This window comes from Flavobacterium limi (assembly GCF_010645075.1).
GTDB classification, from domain to species: Bacteria; Bacteroidota; Bacteroidia; order Flavobacteriales; family Flavobacteriaceae; genus Flavobacterium; species Flavobacterium limi.
This window is the reverse complement of sequence record NZ_JAADZV010000008.1, coordinates 258,584-283,424: the sequence shown is the minus strand read 5'-3', so window position 1 is coordinate 283,424 and position 24,841 is coordinate 258,584. Positions and strand designations below refer to the sequence as shown.

At 35.5% G+C, this 24,841-nt stretch carries 27 protein-coding genes; 21 read left to right on the top strand and 6 right to left on the bottom strand.

The genetic code is table 11. The features are described from left to right. Positions 1–244 precede the first annotated feature (244 nt). The 4 genes from GXM16_RS17195 to GXM16_RS17180 all read right to left on the bottom strand — a co-directional run bounded on the left by GXM16_RS17195 (position 245) and on the right by GXM16_RS17180 (position 3,235). Complete coding sequence (locus GXM16_RS17195) at positions 245–622, bottom strand: MmcQ/YjbR family DNA-binding protein (protein ID WP_163395726.1); 378 nt, start codon at positions 620–622, stop codon at positions 245–247. Positions 623–742: 120 nt separating this feature from the next. Beyond that, entirely contained in the window at positions 743–1,570 is an 828-nt protein-coding gene (locus GXM16_RS17190; RefSeq protein WP_163395725.1) for a helix-turn-helix domain-containing protein, read from the bottom strand. A 58-nt stretch (positions 1,571–1,628) separates the two neighbouring features. Next, on the bottom strand, positions 1,629–2,666 hold the full coding sequence (locus tag GXM16_RS17185) for an SDR family NAD(P)-dependent oxidoreductase (RefSeq protein WP_163395724.1): 1,038 nt from the start codon (positions 2,664–2,666) through the stop codon (positions 1,629–1,631). Positions 2,667–2,896: 230 nt separating this feature from the next. Beyond that, positions 2,897–3,235 (bottom strand): winged helix-turn-helix transcriptional regulator, encoded by a 339-nt coding sequence (locus GXM16_RS17180; protein WP_163395723.1) that lies wholly within the window; start codon positions 3,233–3,235, stop codon positions 2,897–2,899. A gap of 112 nt (positions 3,236–3,347) precedes the next feature. Between GXM16_RS17180 and GXM16_RS17175 the strand changes: the two genes are divergently transcribed. Then, positions 3,348–3,806, top strand: coding sequence for a cupin domain-containing protein (locus tag GXM16_RS17175; RefSeq protein WP_163395722.1), 459 nt, complete (start codon positions 3,348–3,350; stop codon positions 3,804–3,806). Positions 3,807–3,823: 17 nt separating this feature from the next. Beyond that, a complete protein-coding gene (locus tag GXM16_RS17170; protein ID WP_163395721.1) occupies positions 3,824–4,720 on the top strand; it encodes an SDR family oxidoreductase in 897 nt (298 codons plus the stop codon). Between the two features lie 194 nt (positions 4,721–4,914). On the opposite strand, the gene GXM16_RS17165 is transcribed toward GXM16_RS17170, so the two are convergent. Next, positions 4,915–5,121, bottom strand: a complete 207-nt coding sequence (locus GXM16_RS17165; RefSeq protein ID WP_163395720.1) for a hypothetical protein — start codon at positions 5,119–5,121, stop codon at positions 4,915–4,917. Between the two features lie 184 nt (positions 5,122–5,305). Between GXM16_RS17165 and GXM16_RS17160 the strand changes: the two genes are divergently transcribed. The 19 genes from GXM16_RS17160 to GXM16_RS22880 all read left to right on the top strand — a co-directional run bounded on the left by GXM16_RS17160 (position 5,306) and on the right by GXM16_RS22880 (position 22,835). Further along, the gene (locus GXM16_RS17160; protein WP_163395719.1) at positions 5,306–5,632 is read left to right on the top strand and encodes a VIT1/CCC1 transporter family protein; all 327 of its coding nucleotides are present in this window, start codon (positions 5,306–5,308) and stop codon (positions 5,630–5,632) included. 291 nt (positions 5,633–5,923) lie between these two features. After that, on the top strand, positions 5,924–6,364 hold the full coding sequence (locus tag GXM16_RS17155; protein ID WP_163395718.1) for a thioredoxin family protein: 441 nt from the start codon (positions 5,924–5,926) through the stop codon (positions 6,362–6,364). A 1-nt stretch (position 6,365) separates the two neighbouring features. Beyond that, positions 6,366–7,298 (top strand): FAD:protein FMN transferase, encoded by a 933-nt coding sequence (locus tag GXM16_RS17150; RefSeq protein ID WP_163395717.1) that lies wholly within the window; start codon positions 6,366–6,368, stop codon positions 7,296–7,298. Continuing rightward, a complete protein-coding gene (locus GXM16_RS17145; protein ID WP_031453335.1) occupies positions 7,295–7,528 on the top strand; it encodes a DUF4266 domain-containing protein in 234 nt (77 codons plus the stop codon). Before GXM16_RS17150 ends, GXM16_RS17145 begins: the two co-directional genes overlap by 4 nt. A 21-nt stretch (positions 7,529–7,549) precedes the next feature. Next, complete coding sequence (locus tag GXM16_RS17140) at positions 7,550–8,731, top strand: DUF3570 domain-containing protein (RefSeq protein ID WP_163395716.1); 1,182 nt, start codon at positions 7,550–7,552, stop codon at positions 8,729–8,731. Between the two features lie 771 nt (positions 8,732–9,502). Next, positions 9,503–11,755 carry a tetratricopeptide repeat-containing sensor histidine kinase gene (locus GXM16_RS17135; RefSeq protein WP_163395715.1) on the top strand — a complete coding sequence of 751 codons (2,253 nt, stop codon included), beginning with the start codon at positions 9,503–9,505 and terminating at the stop codon, positions 11,753–11,755. 486 nt (positions 11,756–12,241) lie between these two features. Further along, positions 12,242–13,060 (top strand): alpha/beta fold hydrolase, encoded by an 819-nt coding sequence (locus GXM16_RS17130; protein WP_163395714.1) that lies wholly within the window; start codon positions 12,242–12,244, stop codon positions 13,058–13,060. 72 nt (positions 13,061–13,132) lie between these two features. Further along, positions 13,133–13,450 (top strand): phosphoribosylpyrophosphate synthetase, encoded by a 318-nt coding sequence (locus tag GXM16_RS17125; protein WP_163395713.1) that lies wholly within the window; start codon positions 13,133–13,135, stop codon positions 13,448–13,450. Between the two features lie 109 nt (positions 13,451–13,559). Then, the gene (locus GXM16_RS17120; RefSeq protein ID WP_163395712.1) at positions 13,560–14,192 is read left to right on the top strand and encodes a hydrolase; all 633 of its coding nucleotides are present in this window, start codon (positions 13,560–13,562) and stop codon (positions 14,190–14,192) included. A gap of 253 nt (positions 14,193–14,445) precedes the next feature. Continuing rightward, positions 14,446–15,738 (top strand): alginate export family protein, encoded by a 1,293-nt coding sequence (locus tag GXM16_RS17115; RefSeq protein WP_229684373.1) that lies wholly within the window; start codon positions 14,446–14,448, stop codon positions 15,736–15,738. Positions 15,739–15,758: 20 nt separating this feature from the next. Then, the gene (locus GXM16_RS17110; RefSeq protein ID WP_163395710.1) at positions 15,759–17,645 is read left to right on the top strand and encodes an amidohydrolase; all 1,887 of its coding nucleotides are present in this window, start codon (positions 15,759–15,761) and stop codon (positions 17,643–17,645) included. An 11-nt stretch (positions 17,646–17,656) separates the two neighbouring features. Further along, positions 17,657–18,085 carry a DoxX family protein gene (locus GXM16_RS17105; protein WP_163395709.1) on the top strand — a complete coding sequence of 143 codons (429 nt, stop codon included), beginning with the start codon at positions 17,657–17,659 and terminating at the stop codon, positions 18,083–18,085. Between the two features lies 1 nt (position 18,086). Then, the gene (locus tag GXM16_RS17100; protein ID WP_163395708.1) at positions 18,087–18,560 is read left to right on the top strand and encodes a Dps family protein; all 474 of its coding nucleotides are present in this window, start codon (positions 18,087–18,089) and stop codon (positions 18,558–18,560) included. A gap of 4 nt (positions 18,561–18,564) precedes the next feature. After that, positions 18,565–19,230 carry a YoaK family protein gene (locus GXM16_RS17095; RefSeq protein ID WP_163395707.1) on the top strand — a complete coding sequence of 222 codons (666 nt, stop codon included), beginning with the start codon at positions 18,565–18,567 and terminating at the stop codon, positions 19,228–19,230. A gap of 50 nt (positions 19,231–19,280) precedes the next feature. Next, positions 19,281–20,273, top strand: coding sequence for a sensor histidine kinase (locus tag GXM16_RS17090; protein ID WP_163395706.1), 993 nt, complete (start codon positions 19,281–19,283; stop codon positions 20,271–20,273). 9 nt (positions 20,274–20,282) lie between these two features. Continuing rightward, complete coding sequence (locus GXM16_RS17085; RefSeq protein WP_163395705.1) at positions 20,283–21,641, top strand: sigma-54-dependent transcriptional regulator; 1,359 nt, start codon at positions 20,283–20,285, stop codon at positions 21,639–21,641. A gap of 127 nt (positions 21,642–21,768) precedes the next feature. After that, positions 21,769–22,059, top strand: coding sequence for a GNAT family N-acetyltransferase (locus GXM16_RS17080; RefSeq protein ID WP_163395704.1), 291 nt, complete (start codon positions 21,769–21,771; stop codon positions 22,057–22,059). Between the two features lie 15 nt (positions 22,060–22,074). Then, complete coding sequence (locus tag GXM16_RS17075; RefSeq protein ID WP_163395703.1) at positions 22,075–22,695, top strand: alpha/beta hydrolase; 621 nt, start codon at positions 22,075–22,077, stop codon at positions 22,693–22,695. Beyond that, the gene (locus GXM16_RS22880) at positions 22,695–22,835 is read left to right on the top strand and encodes a hypothetical protein (protein WP_229684372.1); all 141 of its coding nucleotides are present in this window, start codon (positions 22,695–22,697) and stop codon (positions 22,833–22,835) included. The genes GXM16_RS17075 and GXM16_RS22880 overlap by 1 nt, the downstream gene beginning before the upstream one ends. A 233-nt stretch (positions 22,836–23,068) precedes the next feature. Here the strand turns inward: GXM16_RS22880 and GXM16_RS17065 are convergent, their stop codons facing one another. Further along, on the bottom strand, positions 23,069–24,658 hold the full coding sequence (locus GXM16_RS17065; RefSeq protein WP_208797393.1) for a sigma-54-dependent transcriptional regulator: 1,590 nt from the start codon (positions 24,656–24,658) through the stop codon (positions 23,069–23,071). Positions 24,659–24,841 lie beyond the last annotated feature (183 nt).

The following is a 24,841-nucleotide window of genomic DNA, read 5'->3' as shown; positions in this document are numbered from 1 at the left end:
AGGTGGTCATTTTGAACTGGAATCAGGTGCTCACTTTAAAACGGAATGGGGTGATCAATATAACCGGAATTTGCAATATTATAGCACATTTTTACGAAAACCATACTACAGATTTATTTGACTAAAAATGCAAAATGATGAAGTTGGATATTGCAAACGATAAATATGAGCCTTCCACAAAGAGGCTTCGTCAAGCAATAATCCAGATAAAAATTATTTCCTAAAAATTCTAATAACTTTGCATTTATTTGAGAGCCGCAAGTCCTTCCTTCTCTTTTTTTGTTAAGCCATCTACCACCAAATTATAAGATTTCTTAACCAGTTCTTTGATCTTTGCATTAGGGACATCCTTATTAAAGTAGACACTTATCCAGTGCTTTTTATTCATATGGTAGCCTGGTGTAATACCGCTATATTTCTCCTGTAGCTCCAGCGAATCTTCGGGATCGCATTTAAGATCGCAGAAATCAAAGGTATCTACGTTAACGAAACCATACCATTTATCCATTACGGTAAATACCAATAGATTACTATCATATTCAGAAGTGGCCTTTTTGAAGGGGAGTTTTTCTTTTGCTCCTTTTAAAGAGAGGCAGTACTCCCTAAAACTTTCTATATTCATAATATTAGTTCTGGTGAAGTGAAATATAAAGTCAAGTTCAGGTCGCACATATTCTTTTTCAGCATTTCAAAATCACAAAGATGCATTGTAATTATATCATATGAAAAGTAGCTACCTATTTTAAAGAGATATAGCTTTTTTATTTGAAAGCTCTTTAGGTGTCTGGCCAAATTGCTTTTTGAAAGCATAAGAGAAATGTGATAGGTTTTCAAAACCTACTTCATAATATATATCAATAGGTTTTCTGTTTTTTTCAGTCAATTGAAATCGGGCTAACTCTAGACGTTTTTGGGTAATCCATTTTTGCGGTGTAGTACTGTATGCTTTCTTGAAATCTCTCTTAAAGGTGGTTAGGCTGCGCCCAGTCAGGTAACTAAATTTTTCCAGAGGCATGTTAAACATATAATTTTGCTCCATAAATTCCACAAGGTTGATTTTATGAGGCTCCGAAAAGTCAGATAAGATATTATCAATATCCTTGTTCAAGGAACGTAAAATGGTAATTGCTTCCTGAATTTTCAATTGGGAAAGTTCCGGTGGCAATTTGTAGTTTAGGTCGAAATATGGGAATATCGAAGCGAAAAAACTATCAAGCAAAGGATTTTGTGGTAATGGCATCACATGATCAGTTTTTGAAATCAAAGCGGTTTGCAGTTTCTTTTGTTCGTAAAAAACCCTCAAAACGTCCTGACTAAGTTTTACTATAATTGCCCGATAAGGCAAGCCATCTTTATCGGATTTAATCAATGTCGATAGCTGATTTCTGGGAAATAAAAGAGTGTCACCCAGTCCTAAAAGATATGTTTTATCTGACTGGATAACTTTTAACTCACCTGATAGCACACGAACAATACAATGTTCTTCTGCAATCATTTCTGTATTGCGATGAGTGGATCCGCTGCAGGTGAAAACAATCTCTGCGTAATTATTGGTTTGTCTTGTTGCCATGATGTAAAGTTAAAAAAGAAATAAGATTCAAATAGATGAATCTTATTTCTTTCTGCTATTAAAAATCAAATTTTACCTGAGTCAATTCTTCACTTATCGCCCAAAGTTTTTGTGCAGCTTCCTCTTTCAGGGCAAAGGGAGCAACACCTCCAAATCCGCCAGGGTTTCTATAGGCAGCAGCAATATTATTATAATTAGCTTCGTCGTACTGCGCTATCTCAACGTCTTCGAGGTAGACCCCTCCAATGTTTTCCAGTTGTGGACTTGTGGCAGCCCAGACTGTTGTGGCAGCTCCCTGTTCTTTGTTTTTTTGTATGTTTTTCATTGCTGCTTCAGCTTCAAGATTTGGAGTGCCATCAGCATGCAAAATGCCCAATGTAACAAAATCCTCAAACGCCAAATGCCTGCCAAGATTGGTTTCCAAAATCAAACCAGGATGAAGAACATACGCCCTTACACCAAATGGTTTTGCTTTTTTATCCAATTCTACCGTAAAAAGCACATTTGCAGTTTTAGACTGTCCATAAGCTTCAAATTTGTCGTACTCTCTTGCAGTATAGTTTACATCGTCAAAAAGAATCGGTGAATAATGGTGTGCTGACGAGGAAACTGTCACGACCCTTGCGACATTTGCTTTTTTCAACGCCTCCCAAAGTTTGGCTGTAAGGTGAAAATGTCCTAAATGATTTGTTGAAAATTGTCCCTCATAGCCACGTTCATCGCGCTGCAAAGGTGTCCACATTACCCCTGCATTGTTGATAAGGATATGAAGCGGCCTTCCAGACGCCAAAAAGTTCTCAGCAAACGTGTCAATTGACTTAGGATCTGTTAGATTTAATGTTGCTGTCTCTACATTTGTAATCCCTTGCAAATTTTGCTTAGCTTTTTCTGCATCCCTTGAAGGAACTATCACAGTAGCTCCCGCTGAAGTTAATGCTTTAGTGATTTCTAAACCAAGACCGCCGTCACCACCCGTTACGATTGCTGTTTTGCCCTTAAGGTCTATACCTTTGATAACATCTTTGGTTGTCGATTTTGCATTGAAGCCTGAACCTATTGGTTTTTGCAATGCTCCATTGTAATTACTTTGTTCCATATTTTATTAAAATTTTATTGAGACAAAGATAGAATGCGTTTTGTGAGTGGGTTTTGTTTTAAAGTCCGAATAACTTTGTTTAAAAGGCCTGCATTTTTACCGAATCTAAAGAAATTACATGTTTTCAATTTATGAATCTAGCCCCACATTTGGTAAAGCGATAATTATTGAATGCAGCTGCTGTATTGATTTATAATAATTTTTTTATGAAAAACTGAGCAGTTTTTTTTTTAGAGCTTCACTAGATTTTCCTTTCCAAATTCAACAAGTTTGTCAATAATTGGAATGGTTTTCAAGCCTAAGTCTGTTAATCTATATTCTACCCTGGGCGGAATTTCCGGATGGGCTTTCTTGCTTACCAATTTATTGGCAACAAGCATGTTTAGTTCCTGTATAAGCATCTTTTCGCTGATACTTGGAATGGCTCTTTTAAGTTCTCCATATCGCATCACATCATCGCCGATCTGAAAGATGATCATCATGGTCCATTTACCTGCCAAAAGGCTTAACGACGCTTTTACAGGGCATTTATCATCACAAGGCAAAATTTTTTTTTCGTTCTTTTCCATTGGTTTATAACAATTCTAACTTTTTAGTAAGTACCTGACTATCATGTAAGTACTTGTGCAAAAGTAAGCAATTGCAGACCTTTGTACAAGTTTTAAATCTAAATTAAAAAAAATGAAAAAAAATGTATTAAGGACGTTGTTCGCTTTTACTTCTATTTTATTATTAAGTAATAGCATAGTTGCCCAGGAACGCAGCATTACCCTTGCAAATGAAATGAAATGGATTCCTATGCTAAAGGAAATGGGAGATAAAGGTCCAGTGTTCTCAGTAGTATTCGGAAATCTGGCAGATATTGGAAAACCAATCTGTGTAATGGTAAAGATCCCGGCAGGCACTACTTCCCCATTGCACACGCACAGTTCAAGCTACTGGGCGGTAATGATTGAAGGAAATGAAAGTGCTTATGTTGGTGATGTAAAAAATGTAAAACCTATTCCTCCCGGATCTACATGGTTTGAACCAGGCAAAAATCCGCATTGCAATAAATGCTTTGAAGGTAAGGACTGTCTTTTCTTTGTGTACTATGACAAAGGAATGGATATGCAGTTATTGAAAGAAATCAAACATTAATAAACAATAGAAAAAAAATGAAAATTTTAGTATTCGGAGCTAGAGGCTCACAACAATTCAACGTAATTGAAATAGCGAAGAAAAAAGGTGCAGAAGTTGTTGCTGCAACAAGTTCAGAAAAAAGCTTTGACAAACTTAAAAATGCTGGAGCAGAACCGGTTATTGGAAACATGAGCGATGCTGCCAAAATGAATGAAATCACTAAAGGTATCGACGCTATTGCATTTATGATTCCAGTTTCTTTGCCAAATCCATTTGACGGACTTGACTATTCAAAGAATGTGATTGATGCTGCAAAGGCAAACGGTGTTAAGAAAATTGTTTGGAATACCAGCGGATGGGTTCCTGAACAGAAGATTGGTGTTCCTACTGATGATGTTAAATTAGATATCAAAGATTATCTGGTTAACAGCGGATTGGAATATGTAATTATTGAACCTACTATTTATATGGAAAATATGATGGGTGGTTTCTGCGCGCCATTTATTAAAAGTGAGAAAAAATTAGCTTACCCTACCCCTGAAGCAATGCCTATCGGATGGATTGCATCTAAAGATGTAAGTGCCTTTGTAGTTGAAGCCATTTACAATGCTGACCTAAAAGCGGATAATTTTCAGATAAGCGGTCTTGAGAATTTAAAAGGGAACGATCTCGCAGATAGATTCTCAAAAGGATTTGGCGACCACATTGTTTATTACGCGCAGCCTCCAAAAGAATTCAAAGATATTTTAGCGCCTTACGTAGGAGAAGCCGGAGCATCAGCTGTTGCCTCATACTATGAAAGCTTGAAAACAGCTACGGTATATCCTCCAAAATTTAACCCGGAAATGAATAAGGTGCTTGAAAAATTGCCTGTAAAGATGACTTCTCTTGAAGAATGGGCAAAAGATAACAAAGCATACTTTTCCAACTAAAAATTTATGTTTTTATGAAAGTAAATCAATATAGTACACTCCTTTTCAGCGTAAAATGGAGGGAGGTTGATCGCAGACAGGTGATGCATTAATAAATATACCTTACCTCATATTACAATATGTTTCTTTTTTTTCTTACTTTTACATTTCAAGCAAGTATCTTAATAACTCAAATATTTTTTACGTTTTGAGTTTTAGTGCAAAATCGTGGCACTCCAGTTTTTTAAAATTAAAAATGCAGGAAATATGCGGGTTTTCAGCCTCAGGTTCGAATCCTGCTCTCCCCACCAAAAGGGTAAAAGAAGCGAAAACGAAAGTTTTTCAATCTTTTCAAAAACCCTCAAAAAACGTGGTAAAGCCTGCAAATCGTAAGATTCGCAGGCTTTTTTGTTTTTCTGCACTTTTCATATTTTTTTAAAACTGCACAAAATTTCTATGGCAGAATCGTGGCAGTTTTGCTTTGGAGGTGATACCTTTTTTACCACAAAAAGCTAGGGAAGTTTTAATTTTTTTAGCACAATTGCTTGCAATGATTTTTTAAAAACTGAAAACTCAGCAAAATCAACCTCTGCTGAATTATATTTGATGAATGTAAACATTATTGAAAGAGCAAAATTAAATACCGCTTGTACATCATTAAAACAACAATACTTTAGTCTAATTGGATGTATTTCTATTTTTATTAAAAAACTCTGTCGGGCTGAACTCGAAGAGCTTACCAATATTTATATGCAAAGAGGATTAAACGAAGAACTCGCCCGTAAAACTGCAGAAGAGTTAACTGCTCACAACGCACTTGAAACACACGCAAGAGATGAGCTTGGCATTAATGAAATTAAACAGGCTAATCCTTTTATGGCTGCTTTCGCTTCAGCTATATCCTTTGTGATGGTTGGCTCCTGCCACTGGTGACACCAGTTTTTGCACCAGTACAAAAAATGGTTCTATATCAGTACTGCTTTTCAATACTTTTTTAGCATCCTCAGGAATACTGGCAGCTAAAGCAGGCGGATCGCATACTTTAAAAGCCATGCTGCATATCTGCCTTTGAGGTAACTGCTTCAGCACTTGTAGGGCATCTTTTTGGCGTTCAGAATGTTTAGCTTTTTATACAATCAAAATTTAATCAAATCTTAAGTCAGTCTAAAAACTAACAAAGCACACATTTCGTTAATTAGTATAACATAAAAACATATCATCAATATGAAACTAATTACAATGTTCCTTTTATTGGGTATTCTTCCCGGAAGTATAAAATGGGAAGCTGACTTTGATAGTGCAAAAAAGATTGCAAAGGAAAAAAACGAACTCATACTTCTTAATTTTTCAGGTTCAGACTGGTGCGGTCCGTGCATTGTGATGCACAGAGACTATTTTCAAAACTCATCATTTACCGAATTAGCAGACCAAAATTTAGTATTGGTAAATGCCGATTTTCCAAGAAAAAATAAAAACATCGGTACCTCTGAACAGGTGAAACGAAATGAAGCACTTGCTGAAATATACAATAAAGAAGGAAGTTTTCCTCTAACGCTTTTACTCGACTCAGAAGGAAAAGTACTCAAAACCTGGCATGGAAAGCCACAAGGAACTCCAGAACAGTGGACAGCTGAGATAAAAGTTTTATGTGATAAGCAAAAATAAGATGTCCGTCTATCAAAAATATTCCCAGTCCCTGAAGCTGATGGGAAATATGTTCACCATTACTGTTACAGCAGGTGATCAGGCTACTGCTGACGAACATATTAGCGTTGCAATTGAAGAGATTAAACGTGTTGAAAAACTCCTTACTACGTATAAAGATGACAGTCAGACCAATCAGATTAATACTGCTGCCGGTATTCATCCTGTAAAAGTTGATACCGAAGTTTATAATCTTATTGAAAGATCTGTTGGCATATCTCGTATTACACAGGGAGCTTTTGATATTTCATACGGAAGTATTGATAAAACACTTTGGAATTTTGATCGTTCAATGACCTCGCTTCCTGATAGCGAAACAGCTTTGAAAATGGTACATCTTATTGATTACAAAAATATAATTCTGGATAAAGAAAATACAAGTGTTTTTTTGAAAGAAAAAGGAATGCGTATTGGCTTTGGAGGAATCGGAAAAGGTTATGCAGCCGAAATGGCAAAACAAGTCCTGCTGAAACGCGATGTAAAGAGCGGAATCATTAATGCCAGCGGAGATTTATGCGCATGGGGATTACAGCCAGACGCCAGCAAATGGACTATTGGAGTGGCTGATCCTGATGCTCCAAATGCCGCTTTCTCTTATATGGAGATATCTAATAAAGCGGTAGCAACATCCGGAAATTATGAAAAATTTGTAACCATTAACGGCAAAAAATATTCGCATACCATCGATCCAAAAACAGGCCTTCCTATAACGGGAATAAAAAGCGTTACCATTATTGCATCAAATGCTGAATTTGCAGATGCAATGGCTACTCCAATAGCGGTTATGGGCATCAAGGCTGGTTTGTTTTTAATAGATCAGATTCCTGATTTGCATTGCATAATAATAGATGACAACAATAAAATTTACACTTCAAAAAACATTCGCCTAAAATGAAAAATCAAAAGCAACAAAATCTCGTACTCTTGTGCAGTATTGCTTTAGCAGGCATTCTCACATCATCCTGTACTTCTGTAAAAGAATATCAGAAAGGAAAAATCAACGATTCTGAAATGGTACTTGCAAACAGGAAAATTGAAAAAACAGAACTTAGTTTTCAATCCTACCGCGAGGGAGCTTCGGGAGCAAATGCAGGTAAAAGCGGCGGAGGCTGCGGCTGCAATTAATTTTTTTGATATCATAAACAGATGAAAAGAATATTCATAACAGGATTTGCTTTACTGGCCTTATTCCAATTAAAAGCGCAAAACATACCTTCTGATTCTACGGCTTACAAAAGCAAAAAATTAAAACTGGAAGAAGTCAATTTAGTATCGAGTTATTATAAACAAGATGGTAATAATTCAGCTGTCGGAGGAGGAATCGGATCACAGCATCTGACCGATATAGCGAATACTATTGATGTCAAACTGGTTAAATACGGTGAAACAGGAATCAAACATACCTTTGATATTGAAGCAGGCATTGACCACTACACATCAGCTTCTTCAGATATGATTGACCTAAGCGCTAATTCTTCAGCTTCTTCTTCGGATAACCGCTTCTATCCTTCTTTAAGCTATCTTAGGGAGAATGAAGAAAAAGGAAGAACTTTTGGAATAGGTGTTTCATCCTCTACTGAATTTGATTATCAGTCTTTTGGAGGAAATATCAGCTTTTCACAAAAAACAAAAAATAAGAATGGTGAGTTTACAGCTAAATTCCAAACGTTTATCGACCAGTTAAAACTTATTGAGCCTATTGAACTACGCACTTCTGGTGAAAGTTACGGAAGCGCAAACCGAAACACTTTTGCCGGAACACTAAGTTATTCTCAAATCATCAACCAAAGGCTTCAGATTATGCTGGTTGGGGACATTATCAGTCAGAACGGCTACTTAAGCCTTCCTTTTCACAGGGTTTATTTTGCTGACAATACCGTTCATCAGGAAAAAATGCCTGATACCAGACTTAAAATCCCTTTGGGAATAAGAGCCAGTTATTTTTTAGGCGATAATATTATCATAAGAACGTACTACAGGTATTATACTGACGACTGGAATTTAAAAGCCCATACGGCTGATCTTGAAATACCGGTAAAGCTGACCCAGGCATTCTCGCTAAGTCCTTTTTATCGATATTATACACAGAGTGCAGCAAAGTACTTCAAACCTTATGGAGCTCATACCGCTGCTGATGAATTTTACACCAGCAACTATGATCTGTCTAAGTTTGACAGCAGCTTTTTTGGAATGGGGATGAAATTGACTCCTCCTGATGGTATCTTTGGCCTAAAACACTGGAACACACTTGAAATTAGATACGGACATTACAACAGGTCCAACAATCTGACTTCTGATATCATCAGCCTGAATATTAAATATAAATAAAATTATAGCAAAAAGTTAAAAAAAACTAACGACTGACCTTCAGTTAATTTTTTTAATACTGAACTTACGGATATTCTAAAAAGGAATATCCGTTTTTTTTACAAACGCATAAATCCAAAAATAGAATTTGAAATTAGCCCTAATCTTAGGATAAACAATTGTAGTACTTTGATATAAGGTTTTATTTCTTTGCGGGATTGTTGAGCACATTTATAATGAAATCCACACCCATTCGGATTTACTAAATTTTATCGTTTCTGTATATCGCAAAAACCCTGAAAAAATGTGATAAAGCCTGCAAATCTTAAGATTCGCAGGCCTTTTTGTTTTACTGCACTTTTCAGATTTTATAAAACTGCACAAAAATTCTATGGAAGAATCGTTGCAGTTTTGCTTTTAATAAAAATCCAGAAAATATGCAAGTTTCAATACTTAGGTTCGAATCCTGTCAAGGTCTCTAAGTAAAATCCATCAAAATTTTGATAGTTTTTGTTGGTTGTAAAAGCATTAAAACTGCGTTTTTTTACATTTTGACATCATGAAGATATTAGTAATTCTTAATTCAATCTGCTATTATTACTTTTTGTATGTTTGCAAACTATAATTAAAGTTCGTTAAAACTGAAAAGTTAGCAGATTGAAATCAGATAAATGCCATCTAATACAAATGTCTTTTTAATTAACAGTAATAAGAAATATATTAGCTGTTACTAAAATTCTTATCAGAAACAATTTCAAAAATTAATTTTCTAAAGTTATTCTATATTATAATATGAGTAGATGCTGCATTGCAAAGTTGTGGTTTGCTTTCTTTTTTATACTTATCGGGAATTTCTATCCTGTAAATCCCCAAGCGGTTTCTAATGTAGATATAACTCAAAAAAAGCATTCTTTAATTTCACAAAAAATCAACAAGCTTCTTGATCATGGCGCCGAATTTTTATACAAACCAGAAAGTTTAAAAATAGATATGGATAGTGCACGAGCTAATTTTAATCGTGCTTTTGCATTAAGCAACAAAATCAAAGACCAGAACCTCCAAAACAAATGTCTTGTAAACTTTGCAGAGCTTTTGTTTGAAGAAAATAATTATCCAAAAGCAATTGAAAATTGCCAACACGTTATTGCCTATTATAAAAAAACAAGACAATACAAAAAAGAAGCCGATTTATGGAGCATGCTCGGTAAAAGGCTATTCTGGCGGCCGTCGCGCAATTTTAAAACCTTTGAAGAAGCTACAGTTTGTTTTGATAAAGCAGCCCTGCTTTACAAAAATCTAAACAAACTAGAGGATTTTGCTTACATTCTAAAATACAAAGCAGATGCGCATTTAAATCAGGGACGATTGGATTTGGCTGAAAAAGAACTGTTTGTGGTTTTGACAATCTATAAAAAAACAGGTTATAAAAAACTGCAATTTACTTACGATTTGTTGGCCGATGTATACAGACTTAAAGGCGATTTAGGAAAAAGTCTTTATTATTCTCTTGCCTGTATAAAATACATGGAAAAGACCAAGGATTTTGTCAATGCACCTGATTTTTACGAACAGCTGGCAATTGCTTATAAAGATCTGCACAAACATGATTTAAGCATTGAATTACTAAGAAAGGCAATTTCAATTTTAAAATCTAAAGAAGAATTAGATTATACCAATTTATATGCCTTTACTGACATATTAAGCAAAGAATTAATTGAGGTAAAAAAAACAAAAGAAGCTTTAAAGCAGGTACAAAATACTATAAAAGAATATCCTCCTCAAAAAAACACTGATAAAGCGATAATTTATGGTTCTCTGGCCTATTGTTACAACAAAAATAACAAGACTAAATTAGCCGAAGCTAAGTTTACAGAAACAATAAACTTATATGAAAAGAGCAACTCTCCTATGTATATCATTGATATATCTAAAGCTTATTTTGAATTTGGAAAATTCTACGAAGAACATAAAAACTATGATAAAGCTAAGTTTAATTTTCAAAAATCACTTAATTTTTCAGCTGGAATTGTAGAACTTTCTCAGGTCAAAGAGGCAAATCTGTATTTGTTTAAAATTGATTCCGCAAAAGGAAATTATATTACGGCAATAAAATATTTTCAGAAATACAAAGATTTGAATGATTCTATTTTCAATGAAAAAAAGAACAAACAGATCGAAGAACTTCAAATTTTGTATGGTCTCGAAAAGAAAGAAAAAGAGTTTTCCGCTTTAAAATTAAATATGAATGCCGAAAAAGAGAAAACGCTTAAAGCCCAAAACACCATAAAATTAGGAATTTGTATTATGGTGTTTCTTTTAGTCAGTATACTTTTGTTTTGGATCAGTTATCGTTCTAAGAAGAAAAACAATGAACTTTTGATTAGTCAGAAAAATGAAATCGATCAAAAAAATGAGACGCTTCAAAATCTGGTAAAAGAGAAAGAATCGCTGATGCAGGAGATTCATCATCGTGTTAAGAACAACCTGCAGATTGTAATGAGTCTTTTAAACTCTCAGTCTTCTACTCTAAAAAACAAAGAAGCTTTTGATGCCATTCAGAAAAGCCAGCACAGATTGTACGCCATTTCTCTTTTGCACAAAAAGCTATACCGAACAGATATTGTAAGGGAAATTGAAATGGAAAATTACATTAATGATCTGCTGCACAACTTCCGCGATACTTTTGATATGCAGCAGATTATTTTCGAAGCAGCTATTGATTCATTGTTTCTTGATGAAGCTCAGGCGGTTTCTGTTGGCCTGATTTTGAATGAAAGTATTACAAATGCCATAAAATACGGATTTCCGGAGAATCAAAAAGGAACTATTTCAATAAGTATGAAGTCTCTTGAAAACTTTAAAGTTCAACTTCAAATTAAAGATAACGGAATTGGTTTCCCTAAAGATTTTGATGTTTCTGAGACTTTAGGCATTAATTTAATCAGCGGTTTGGCACATCAGCTGGATGGCGAAGTTTCGTTTTTTAATGATAATGGCGCTGTGGTTGAAATTCAATTTATAAAAAATAATATATCACAAAAGTAAAAGCCGATTTTTAATATTACTCCCGCATTTTCTCTTTAGTTCATGAAGGACAGGAAGTAATTTTTCATTTAAAAAAAAAGTCTGATAAGGTTTAAAAAATCTTATCAGACTTTTTTTTGCGGCATATAAAGCGCTCTAAATTTCCTTAATTCTCATTACTGCATTAATAATTTTACGATATATCGTAACAAAAAAACACAGCCAAAATCTACAAAATCCTTATAAACAAAGATATCAATAGAAAGGCATGTTATTTGGCTATTATTGTGCGTCGTTCAAATAATTCAAATAAACAATCAAAATCATTGTATTGGACAAAAGCCTGGAAGATTAATCCAGATTAAGAACTAACAGCAAAAAAAGCCTTCTTAATCTAGATTAATCGACACTCTTTCTACTCCACAATAGATTTGCAGTATCAATAACACAAACCATACAATTATAACATATTAAAAATTTAAATCAATAATTAAAAACCATAGCAAAATGAGCACAATTACAGTAAAAGACGGAACACAGATTTACTACAAAGACTGGGGAACAGGACAACCAATCGTTTTCCACCACGGATGGCCATTATCTGGTGATGACTGGGATGCACAAATGATGTTTTTCCTAAAACAAGGTTTCAGAGTTATTGCTCACGATCGCCGTGGACACGGACGTTCCGGACAAAGTTCTGAAGGAAACAACATGGATACTTATGCAGCAGACGTAGCGGCTTTGACAGAAGCATTAGATTTAAAAGATGCAATTCACGTAGGACATTCAACCGGAGGCGGTGAAGTAATTCGTTACGCAGCAAAATACGGAAAGGGACGCATTGCAAAAGCGGTAATCATCAGCGCTGTAACACCTGTTATGATTCAAAAAGAATCAAATCCAGAAGGTGTGCCATTATCTGTTTTTGACGAAATCAGACAAGGGACAGCATCTAACAGAGCACAATATTTTTACGATTTCCCTATTCCTTTTTACGGATGGAACCGAGAAGGACAAACAGTTCAGGAAGGCATCAAACACAACTGGTGGCGTCAGGGAATGATGGGTTCTGTTTTGGCTCATCACGACGGAATTAAAGCTTTCTCTGAATCTGATTTTACAGATGATCTTAAAAGTTTAGAGATTCCGGTTTTAGTTTTGCATGGAGAAGATGATCAAATCGTTCCATATGCTCAGGCTCCAAGAGCTGCGGCACTTTTGAAAAATGGAAAATTAATCGCCTACCCAGGTTTTCCTCACGGTATGCCGACAACGGAGGCTGAAACTATCAATAAAGATATTTTAGCATTTATTAAAGCGTAATCTGACAGTCTTTAATCAACCAGACTGCCTGATAAAAATTCCTTTTTTACAGGCAGTTAAAAAAATCTTCTTATGAGTTTATTTCAACACCCCCCATTTGACACGGTTACAGAAGCGCTTCAATGGCTGAATCTTCAAGGTTTTACACAAAACTTTAATCTTGATGTAAACTGTATTCGTTACAATAATAATTCGCAGTCTATGTCTCCTGACGAATTTAAGATTGAATATATTTTTCGTTTTGAAGGTGATACAAATCCCGGTGACGAAGATATTGTCTACGGAATTATATCTGAAGTCTACAATATAAAAGGGGTTCTCACAAGCGCTTTCGGTATTTACGCCGATGCTGTTTCTGTAGAAATGATTAGAAAACTTTCTACGCATTAATGTGCAAATTGTGTTTATAAAAACAAAAAGAACTTTTTTTAATTCATAAACATTTTACCTCTAACATTTCACATAATAAACTAATTAATAATTTTTTAAAATAAATATCATGAAACCATCTGCAAACTTATTATCGCCAGATAATCACGCATTAGTATTAATTGACTTTGAAGGTCAAATGGCATTCGCTACAAGCAATATCTCATTAAGCGAATTGCGTACAAATGTTGCCATTATCGCTGGTGCATCCAAAATATTTAACGTAGCAACAGTAGTAACAACAGTTGCCGAAGAAAGTTTTTCGGGTCCTGTTTTTCCGGAAGTGGAAGAGTTTTATCCAATCGCAACTTCAGGATATATCGATCGTACGACAATGAATACCTGGGAAGACGAACATGCATACAAAGCGATTGTAGCTAAAAACAAGAAAAAAATAGTTCTTGCAGGATTATGGACAAGTGTCTGCATTGTTGGACCTGCATTATCAGCTCTTGAAGAAGGTTACGAAGTATATATCATTACTGATGCTTGTGGAGATGTAAGCAACGAAGCTCACGAACGTTCCGTACAAAGAATGATCCAGGCAGGTGCTCAGCCAATTACTTCTATTCAATATTTATTGGAACTTCAAAGAGATTGGGGACGTCAGGAAACCTATGTTCCGGTAACTGATTTAATGAAAAAATACGGTGGTTCTTACGGATTAGGAATTCACTATGCTCACAACATGTTGAAACACTAAATCAATTTCAAAGTTCAATGGCAATGACAATTTCAAAATTCAATAGTAATATCAAACTTGAAACTTGAAAATTGAAAATTCAAACTTGAAACCTGACACGAGGCTTTAGCCGAATTGGCGGAGCAAACAAAACAAACAAATCTCTTACGCTTCATTATTTTTGGAATCAACAAAATCCATATCAAACAACGTCAAATTACTTTTTCTTTTTCTCTTTTTGGGAAATATGGCATTGGCTCAAAATTTTAAGCTTTTGCGTTATGACGAAAATTACGAATCGCTGAAAGATTCTACAAGAAACTTTTATGAGACTTTAAAATTTGTCCCTTTACATCAAGAGAAAAAATTTTACCTGTCTTTTGGAGGCGAAGCGAGATATGAATATGTTGATTTCAATAATGAAGATTGGGGAAGATTAAATATTGGACATAACAATTTCCTTTTACAGCGTTACGATATTCATACCAACATTCATTTAGGAAAAAATTTTAGAATATTTGGGCAATTAAGAAGTGCATTGGAAGATGGCAGAGTAAATGGAGCAAGAGGAATAGACGAAGATCAATTAAACATTCAGAATCTGTTTGTAGATATCACTCTTTGGCAGCAGAAACATAAAAAACTGATTGTTCGCGCCGGAAGACAGGAACTCGATTACGGTTCAGGAAGATTGATTTCGGTTCGAGAAGGACCAAATGCAAGATTGTATTTTACAGGCGGAAAGATCATGTACTCCTCTACCCGATTCTCGATTGACGTTTTTGCCATGATGGCCGATACGATTTACACAGGTGTTTTTGATAACAAAATGTCAAAAAAACTGAATCTTTGGGGTGCTTATTCGAAAATAATTTTCTCAAAAGCAGGAAATCTGGACTTATATTACCTCGGAATCAAAAGAAATGAATCGCTTTTTGAACAAGGAATTGCTCCCGAAAAACGACATACCGTGGGTACAAGATTCTGGAAATACGGAGGCGGTTTTATTTATAATCTCGAAGCCGCTTATCAATTCGGAAGTTTTGGTTCTGGAAATATAAACGCCTGGACAGCATCGGCAGATTTGGGGTATTCTTTTGAAAACATCAAATTTAAACCGACCATAAACCTTCGAAACGATTATATCTCAGGAGATCAAAACAAAGACAATCAGAACCTACAGACATTTAATCCGCTGTATCCAAAAGGAGGTTATTTTGGCTTTAGCCCGCAAGTTGGGCCAGTGAACCTTATCGATATTCATCCGTATGCCACAATGGATTTATTTCCGGCGCTGAAGATGCAGGTCGATGTGGTTTTTAACTGGCGATTCTCAACACAAGACGGAGTTTACAGACCAACCGGAATGCTAAATCTTCAGGGAAGCACATCAGACGAACGCTATATCGGAACCGCTTATTTGGCCAATTTCACTTATAGCCTCAACAAATATATCTCGTTCGTAAGCGGGATTCAGTATTTTAAAACTGGGGCTTTTATAGATGATATCATTCCAAATTCTAAAGACGGTATTTTCTGGAATGCCCGACTCGGATTCAAATTTTAACAATACACTAAATTCTAATTATGAAAGCAGATTTAATTTTATTCAACGGAAAAATTCATAGTTTCAATCACGAAACGCCAAATGTAACCGCTGTAGCCATAAAAGACGGAAAATTTATTGCAGTTGGAAATGACAGCGAAATCATGAGTTTTGCATCAGAAGAAACGAAAATCATAGATCTTTTAAACCGAAGAGTTGTTCCGGGAATCAACGATTCGCATATTCACTTAATCCGTGGCGGATTGAATTATAATTTGGAATTGCGTTGGGATGGTGTTCCTTCGCTTGCTGATGCGCTTCGAATGCTGAAAGAACAAGTAGACCGCACTCCAAATCCGCAATGGGTTCGTGTCGTGGGCGGCTGGTCAGAGTTTCAGTTTGCCGAACGCAGAATGCCGACATTAGAAGAAATCAATGCAATTGCTCCGGAAACACCTGTTTTTATCCTGCATTTGTACGACAGAGCCATTATGAATAGAGCAGCTTTAAAAGCGGTTGGTTACAACAAAAATACGCCAGCTCCTCCGGGCGGTCATATCGAAAGAGACGCAAACGGAGAACCGACTGGATTAATTATCGCGACACCTAATGCCATGATTTTGTATTCGACTTTGGCAAAAGGTCCTACTCTTTCGTATGAACATCAAATCAATTCGACGCGTCATTTCATGAAAGAATTAAATCGTTTCGGAATCACAAGCGTGATCGATGCCGGCGGCGGTTTTCAGAATTTTCCGGACGATTATAAAGTGGTGAATGAATTGAACGAAAAGAATCAATTGACAGTAAGAATCGCTTATAATTTATTCACACAAAAACCAAAACACGAATTTGAAGATTTCTCTGATTGGATTGATACCGTAAAATTATATCAGGGAAACGATATGTACCGTCATAACGGTGCAGGTGAAATGCTGGTTTTCTCAGCTGCCGATTTTGAAGATTTTTTACAGCCAAGACCTGATTTACCAGAAAATATGGAAGCAGAACTGGAAAAAGTAGTTCGCCTTTTGGTAGAAAACCGCTGGCCGTTTAGACTTCATGCCACTTACAACGAAAGCATTACCAGATTTTTGAATGTCTTCGAAAAAATAAATCGTGACGTTCCGTTCAACGGATTACCTTGGATTTTTGACCACGCTGAAACTATTGACGAAAGAAATATCGAACGTGTAAAAGCGCTTGGTGGCGGAATCGCGGTACAAAGCAGAATGGCCTATCAAGGCGAATATTTTACCGATCGTTACGGAGCAAAAGCTGCCGAAAACACACCGCCAATCAAAAAAATGATTGAAATGGAAGTTCCTGTTGGAGCGGGTTCAGATGCTACACGCGTGAGCAGCTACAATCCGTGGGTTTCTATGTATTGGATGACAGTTGGAAAAACCGTTGGAGGTTTACAATTATACAATGAAACTAGATTGAACAGAAAAACTGCTTTAGAATTATACACAAGAGGAAGTGCCTGGTTTTCTCAGGAACAAACTAAAAAAGGCGATATTAAAACCGGAATGTTTGCCGATTTAGTGGTTTTAGATCGTGATTATTTCAGCATTGACGATGAAGACATCAAAAAAATCGAAGCCGATTTAACGATTGTTGACGGAAAAATTGTCTATGCAAATGGCGATTTCTCTTCATTCTCGCCACCACATATTCCGATTCTGCCCGATTGGTCGCCGACAAATATTTACAATGGATATCCGGCACGAAGCAGTTTTCAAAGTACAATTGAGAAAAATGCACATACTCATGCAAAACCAGGTTTAACATCACAAATACACAGTTGTAGTGGCAGCTGCGATGTGCACTTACACAATCATGACGCTGCAAGATTGAGCAACGTTCCTGTTAATAATTATAATGCATTTTGGGGCGCTTTAGGCTGTTCTTGTTTTGCTTTTTAAAAATAAACGTAATGATAGACCTTATAAGACAAATCCTGAACTCAGATCTAGGAAGTTCATTCAACAATGCTGCAATTCTGGTTTTTAGAATTCTATTGGCTGTCGAACTTTTCAGAGTACACGGAATGAAAAAATTCAGAGTCGAAAACGGACAAAAAGAACACGTTCCTAATCCGCTTCATCTGCCTGAAAAACTAAACGGATTAGTAGCAACTTTCTCAGATACTGTAGTTCCGTTTTTTATGATTCTCGGACTCGGAACACGCTTAGCCGTTTTGCCAACAATTGGCGTAACAGCTGTCGGTTATTTTGTGGTTCACCGAAAAGATTCACTAGAAGTGCGCGACGTTCCTTTTATGTACACTTTATCCTTATTACTAATTCTTGCTCTTGGAGCAGGAAAATATTCACTTGATTATTATTTACTAAACCTAATTTAAAATGAAAGCAAACATCGGAATTAAACAAGAAAACATTAACAAAGTAGTTGATGTATTAATTAAAGTTCTTGCAGATGAATTTGTATTGTACACCAAGACCAGAAGAGCGCACTGGAATATTGAAGGACCCGACTTTTACAATAAACATCTTTTCTTCGAAAAACAATATGAAGAACTAGACGAAATTATGGATACTGTTGCAGAAAGAGTAAGAGCTTTAGGCCATTATACGCCTGCAACTCTAAAAGATTTTTTAGAATTGACGCATCTTTCAGAAGAATTAAAAGAAAAAAATGATAGCAGTGGCTTTATCAAAGAATTACTTCTGGATCACGAAAGCATCATTATTTTCCTGCGTGAAAACATCAATAGTATTGCTAATGAACTACAAGATGCCGGAACCAGCGATTTTATAACAGGTCTTGTTGAAGATCACGAAAAAATGGCGTGGATGCTTCGTGCACACTTAAATTAATTCTATGGAAATTCAAAAAAACATTTGGTATGTAACCCTGCTGCTCACTATGATTGCAGGGTATTGTGATACCGTAACTTTTGTTGCCGCAGATTCGATATTTTCGGCGCACGTTACGGGCAACTTTATTGTCTTCGCTTATCAGATCATCAAAGGTTCCGATGTGCATGCGTGGATAAAATTATTGACTTTTCCAATCTTCATATTAGCCGTAATTGTGGGCGGAAGAATCGCTTTAAAAAGTGTAAACCGATATACTATTTTATTTTGGGAAGGCGTAATATTAGTTTTATCAGGAATCGCTTCTTACGTGTTTGGTTACTTAGAAAATTTTTCAGAATGGACGATGTACGCTGTAGCTATGTCAACTGTATTTGCGATGGGACTTCAGAATGCTTTCGGAAAATTGTTTGCTAAAGAAACTCATGGGCCAACAACTATGATGACCGGAAATGTAACACAGGCATCATTAGATTTAGGCAATTTAATTAAAAACGGGACAAATGATGCCGATTCGTTTTTAAGTTTTAAGAAACAGATGGTTACTATTTTCGGTTTTTTAATTGGATGTTTTCTTGGTGCCGTTGCCGGAAAATTCTTTGGCTTAGGAACTTTAATTTTACCCGGAGCAGCCATGATAATTTGTTACTGGTATCATAGAAACAGCTAAACTTTAAACACATGAATTTGCAGATTTATGATAATTTATTATCTCTAAAAATGAATAATACATCCTTCTTTTCTGTCAAAAAAAATGTGTCTGCTTTAGGCAGTATTTTGATGTTTTTAATAGCAAATCTTGAAGTAATTTCCCAAACAAAACAAAATTTCATTTTATCAAAAACAGATAAAAATCTTTTTTTGTTCTTCGCACACGACAAACTTCAAAAAATTCAAACCCGCAATGACGTTGTCAATCTGTATGTTTTTATAGTAAGTTTGGTTGTTTTAGTACTTTTTATGATATTATTTTACAATTGTTTTAGATTAAAAAAGATAATTAAGGAACAACTGGAAATAAAAAATCAGGAAATCACTAAGCAAAACGAACTTACTAAAAAAATGTTTCTCGAGAAAGAATGGCTTTTAAAAGAAATTCATCATCGGGTAAAGAATAACCTGCAAATTGTCATTAGTTTACTAAATACGCAATCGGCTTATCTTGATAATGAAGATGCCTTGATCGCAATACAGAACAGTAAACACAGAATGCAGGTAATGTCTATCATTCATCAAAAATTATATCAATCAGACAATCTGGCCAATATAGACATGGATTGGTATATTTTTGAATTGATAAATTATATCAAAGACTGTTTTGATATCGATGACCGGATCAATTTTATTTTAGACATAGAAAAAGTATATCTTGATGTTTCGCAAGCTGTTCCGTTGGGATTAATAATTAATGAAGCCATAAATAATTCCATAAAGTATGCATTCCCTTTTGAAAGTAAAGGCACTATACATTTGCTGCTCAAAAATACCGAAGAAGATAATTACAAACTGATTATAGCAGACAACGGTGTTGGTATTACCGAAAATTTTGATGGTCTTGAAAGAAATTCACTAGGGATGAATTTAATAATAGGGTTGAGCAACCAAATTGACGGAACTTTAGCTATCATAAATGATGACGGATTGCAAATCAAACTTACCTTTACTAAAAATACAGAATTTGAAGAACCGTCTGATAATTCTGAAATTGTCTAAATTTACAGAATGAAGGAGAAAATTCTAATTGTTGAAGATGAATTTATAGTAGCAAACGATTTAAAAATCATGCTGCTGAAAGCTGGTTATCAGATAACGGCGATTGTTTCTTCTGTGATTCAGGCACGTAAATCCATCGAAGAAAAAAGACCTGACTGGGTTTTACTGGATATTATGCTAAAAGGTGATTTAACTGGGATTGATCTGGCGTGGGAGCTGCGCGAGATGCAATTGCCGTTTCTGTATATTTCTGCCAATACCAATCAGTCAACCTTAGAAGCAGTGAAGGCAACAAATCCGTATGGTTTTATGGTAAAACCTTTTAGAGAACGTGATCTTATTGTAATGCTGGATATTGCAAAATACCGATTTAATCAGGAAAAAGGAACGCTGTCAGACATTCATACCAAAGAAAAAGCACAGGAAATTAACGGAATTATTGGAAACAGCCAATTACTGCAGGAAGCAATCGAGAAAATAAACATTGTAGCGCCGGCGCAAACTTCTGTCTTAATTCTTGGCGAAAGTGGTACGGGAAAAGAAAAAGTCGCGCATGCTATACATGATCTTTCTGCTCATAAATCAAGTTCAATTGTGGTTGTAAATTGTGCTGCGTTGCCACATTCACTAATAGAATCAGAACTTTTTGGACATGAAAAAGGTGCTTTTACAGGTGCAAATTCATTACGAATCGGGAAGTTTGAGCAGGCACATAACGGAACTATTTTTCTGGATGAAATTGGTGAACTTCCACTCGACTCTCAGGTAAAGTTATTGCGCGTTTTACAGGAAAAAGAAATTCAGCGTTTAGGCGGAAATTCAACGATAAAAATTAATGTTCGCATTGTGGCCGCAACCAACAGATCGTTGGAAAAAGAAGTGGCAGAAGGACGTTTCAGACTTGATTTATATTATCGATTAAATGTTTTTCCGATTCAGCTTCCAGCTTTAAAAGAACGCAAAGAAGATATCGAGGCTTTGGCCCATTATTTCTTAAAAAAATATGCCGCCAGTTCCAGAAAGAATGTTTCAGGTATAAGTCCTTCAGCTTTAGAACAATTAATGGATTATGATTGGCCTGGAAATGTCCGCGAACTCGAACATTTGATAGAAAGAAATATCCTGCTTTCAAAAACAAATGAAATAGAAAAATTTGATTTACCGCAATCTGTTTACAGTCCGGTACAAGAAAGTTCGGGTAAAATAAAAACTATGGAAGAAATGGAAAAAGAACATATTTTGACCGCACTGCAAAATTGCAGTGGTAAAGTTTCTGGCCCAGGTGGTGCAGCAGAACTTTTGCAAATGTCCGCACAAACTTTGTATTCAAAAATCAAAAAATTAGGGATAAAACAGGGATATAATTAATCTACATTAAGTGTACTTAACTCTAAGCTTCACGAACTTTGTAATTATAAAACCAACACATAAAAACAAAAAAATTGCGGACTTTGCATAAATCTTTGCGCTCTTTGCGGTTAAAAATCAAAAAATTATGGAAACAATTAAACTAGAATTGGACGAAAAGAAACACGGCAATTTCAATCTGTACGCTGATGGAAAAAAACAAGGCGAAATGACCGTAAGCCTAAAAGACGATTTATTAACCGTTTACCACACAGGAGTTGAACCGGAAGCCGAAGGAAAAGGATACGCCAAGAAACTTCTTGAAGAAATGGTTTCCTATGCACACAAACATAAAATGATGGTTAAAGCCCTTTGCCCGTACGTACACGCACAGTTCACGAGACATCCCGATGAATATCAGGATATTTGGAAAAAATAATTTAAAACATAAGCTATGAATTTTGATACAATTACAGCTGGCGTGCCTTTAAATGAGGCAAAAAAAGCCTTAATTATGCTTCATGGACGCGGAGCAACACCACATGATATTTTATCGATAGCAAAACACCTTGATGTTAAAAAATTTGCTTTGGTAGCACCGCAGGCAGAAAACAGAACCTGGTATCCATATTCGTTTTTAGTTCCTATTAAAGAAAACGAGCCTTCTTTTTCAAATTCGCTTCACGAACTTTCGCAAGTTTTAATTGCAGTACAGCAAAACGGAATAGAAAAAGAAAATATTTATTTCCTGGGATTTTCGCAGGGCGCTTGTCTAGCCTTAGAATTTACAGCGAGAAACGCGGCAAAATATGGCGGTGTTGTGGCTTTTACTGGCGGACTTATCGGCGATAAAGTGTATGAACAACATTATCACGGAAACTTTGAAAATACACCAATTTTCATCGGAACAAGTGATCCTGATTTTCATGTTCCTGTAGAAAGAGTAAATGAATCTGAAGAACTTTTAAAAAAAATGGGGGCGAATGTGACCAAAAAAATCTATAATAATATGGGACACACTATCAGTCAGGACGAAATTGATTTAGTAAATCAGCTTATTTTTTCTAAGAAATAATGATTCAGATTACGAGAGTTTACAGCGACGAAAATGGCGAAAGTCATTTTGAAGATTTTGAAGTTCCGTTGAAAAATAACGGCGATATCGGCTTTTTGTCTGAAGATGAACCTGTAAATCGATCGTTTTTAGAGAAGTAAAACGCTCTTATGATTATGATTTCCATAATGCACCAGACCGTCAATATATTGTTTTATTAGACGGAGGCGTAGAAATCGAAACTTCACTGGGAGAAAAAAGAACTTTTGAAACGGGTTCTATATTATTAGTTGAAGACACAACCGGCAAAGGACACAAAACAAAAAATATAGAACCGAAGCTTCGAAAATCAATATTTGTAAAACTAGAAAATGGATAAAATATTTTTATTAATTCAGCTTAAAAAATGTTCTTTTTTAATGCCTAATTTCTTCATTTTAGAAATTAGTGTTGTGCCTGGCAGATTTAGCAAAACGGCGGCGCCCCGAGGTCCGGAGATTCTGCCGTCACATTTTTTTAAGGTTTTCAAAATATGCTCCTTCTCTACTTCCTGTAAGGTTTTAGTATAAAAATCATTTTCGACGGCATGAGTTTCTGCAGCAAAAACTTTCGGAAAATCCATTTCTTTAATGCTGTCGTCTTTGGCAAACAAAACACTGCGTTCGACTATATTTTCCAGTTCACGGACATTTCCGGGCCAGACATTTGCCATCATGCCTTTGACTACTTTTTTAGAAAAACCTTTAATTTTTTTCCCAATTTTCTGCGAATGCTTTTCTAAAAAGAAGTTTCCGAGTAATTCGATATCTTCTTTACGTTCCCGTAAAGCAGGCAATTGAATCGGATATACATTTAAACGATAAAATAAATCATTTCTAAAACGGCCTTCTGCCACTTCTTTTTCAAGTGATTTGTTGGTTGCGGCAATTACTCTGGTGTTTAATTTGATGTTTTTATTCCCACCTACCCTTTCTATTTCTTTTTCCTGTAAAACCCGAAGTAGTTTTCCCTGAAGCTCTAAAGGCATCTCTCCTATTTCATCCAGGAAAATGGTGCTGTTTTCGGCTTGTTCAAATTTTCCAATTTTCAAATCGGTTGCTCCTGTGAATGCACCTTTTTCATGTCCGAATAATTCACTTTCGATTAAGTTTTCCGGGATTGAAGCGCAATTCACTTTGACCATATTTTTATTAGAAACCAAAGACAATTGATGTATGGCACATGCAATTAGTTCTTTACCTGTTCCCGTTTCGCCAGAAATCAAAACCGTAGAATCGGATCCTGCTACCCGGCTGATTAATTCATAGACGTTTTGCATGACATCACTCCTGCCAACAATTCCGTAAAAATGATCTGTTTCTGTATGGATTGCTGCTGCTTTTCTTTCACCAAAATTATTTTTTAAAAGCTTTAATTCGGCCAGATTATTTTCGTATTCTGATGCCAGTCTAATATTGTTAACCGTAATTGAAAGCTGTGTTGCAATACCACGAAGAATTCGATTGGATTCTCTGTCGAAAACAGCTGGATTTTTGTAGAAAAGAAAAAGAACGCTCCGGTTTCCTTTTAAAGACGGAAACCCAATTCCGATTCCGTTTTTGATGTTTTTATTATTTAATGAATGAAGATAATCCGGAAGTTTACTTTCTGTGAATGTTTTTAAGTCGAAAATCACCGCTTCGGCAGAATCTGTAGCAGTTTCAAAAAAACCATCACTTGTTAAATAGCTTTTACTTACTAACCTTTTTTGATCTGAAAATTGATAGAAAATGGTATAAGTGCTCTGATTCTCTTCCGCGAAAGCGAAAATAAAATCATCAAACAAAAAATGTTCTTTCAATACACTACTTACTATTTGATGAAATGATTCTTTGTTCAAAACTTCAGAAAGTGATTTACAAATCGATAAAACGAGCAATTGTTCTCTTTCTCTTTCCTGCAATCTGTTGAGCATAATTTCGGTTTGATTTGTCGGCTTATTCATAACTGGTAACTGTGTAGTCTTTTTGTGCTTAAACCGTAAATTTAAGAAATAGCCTTTGTTAAAATACTGCTGATTCTCTAAATAAAAACATTTTACGCACATAAATTTACGATATATCGAAGAATTAAAAATAAACTAACAACGTAAAACCTTTGTTTTACAAGGCATTAATTAAAAAGGAAT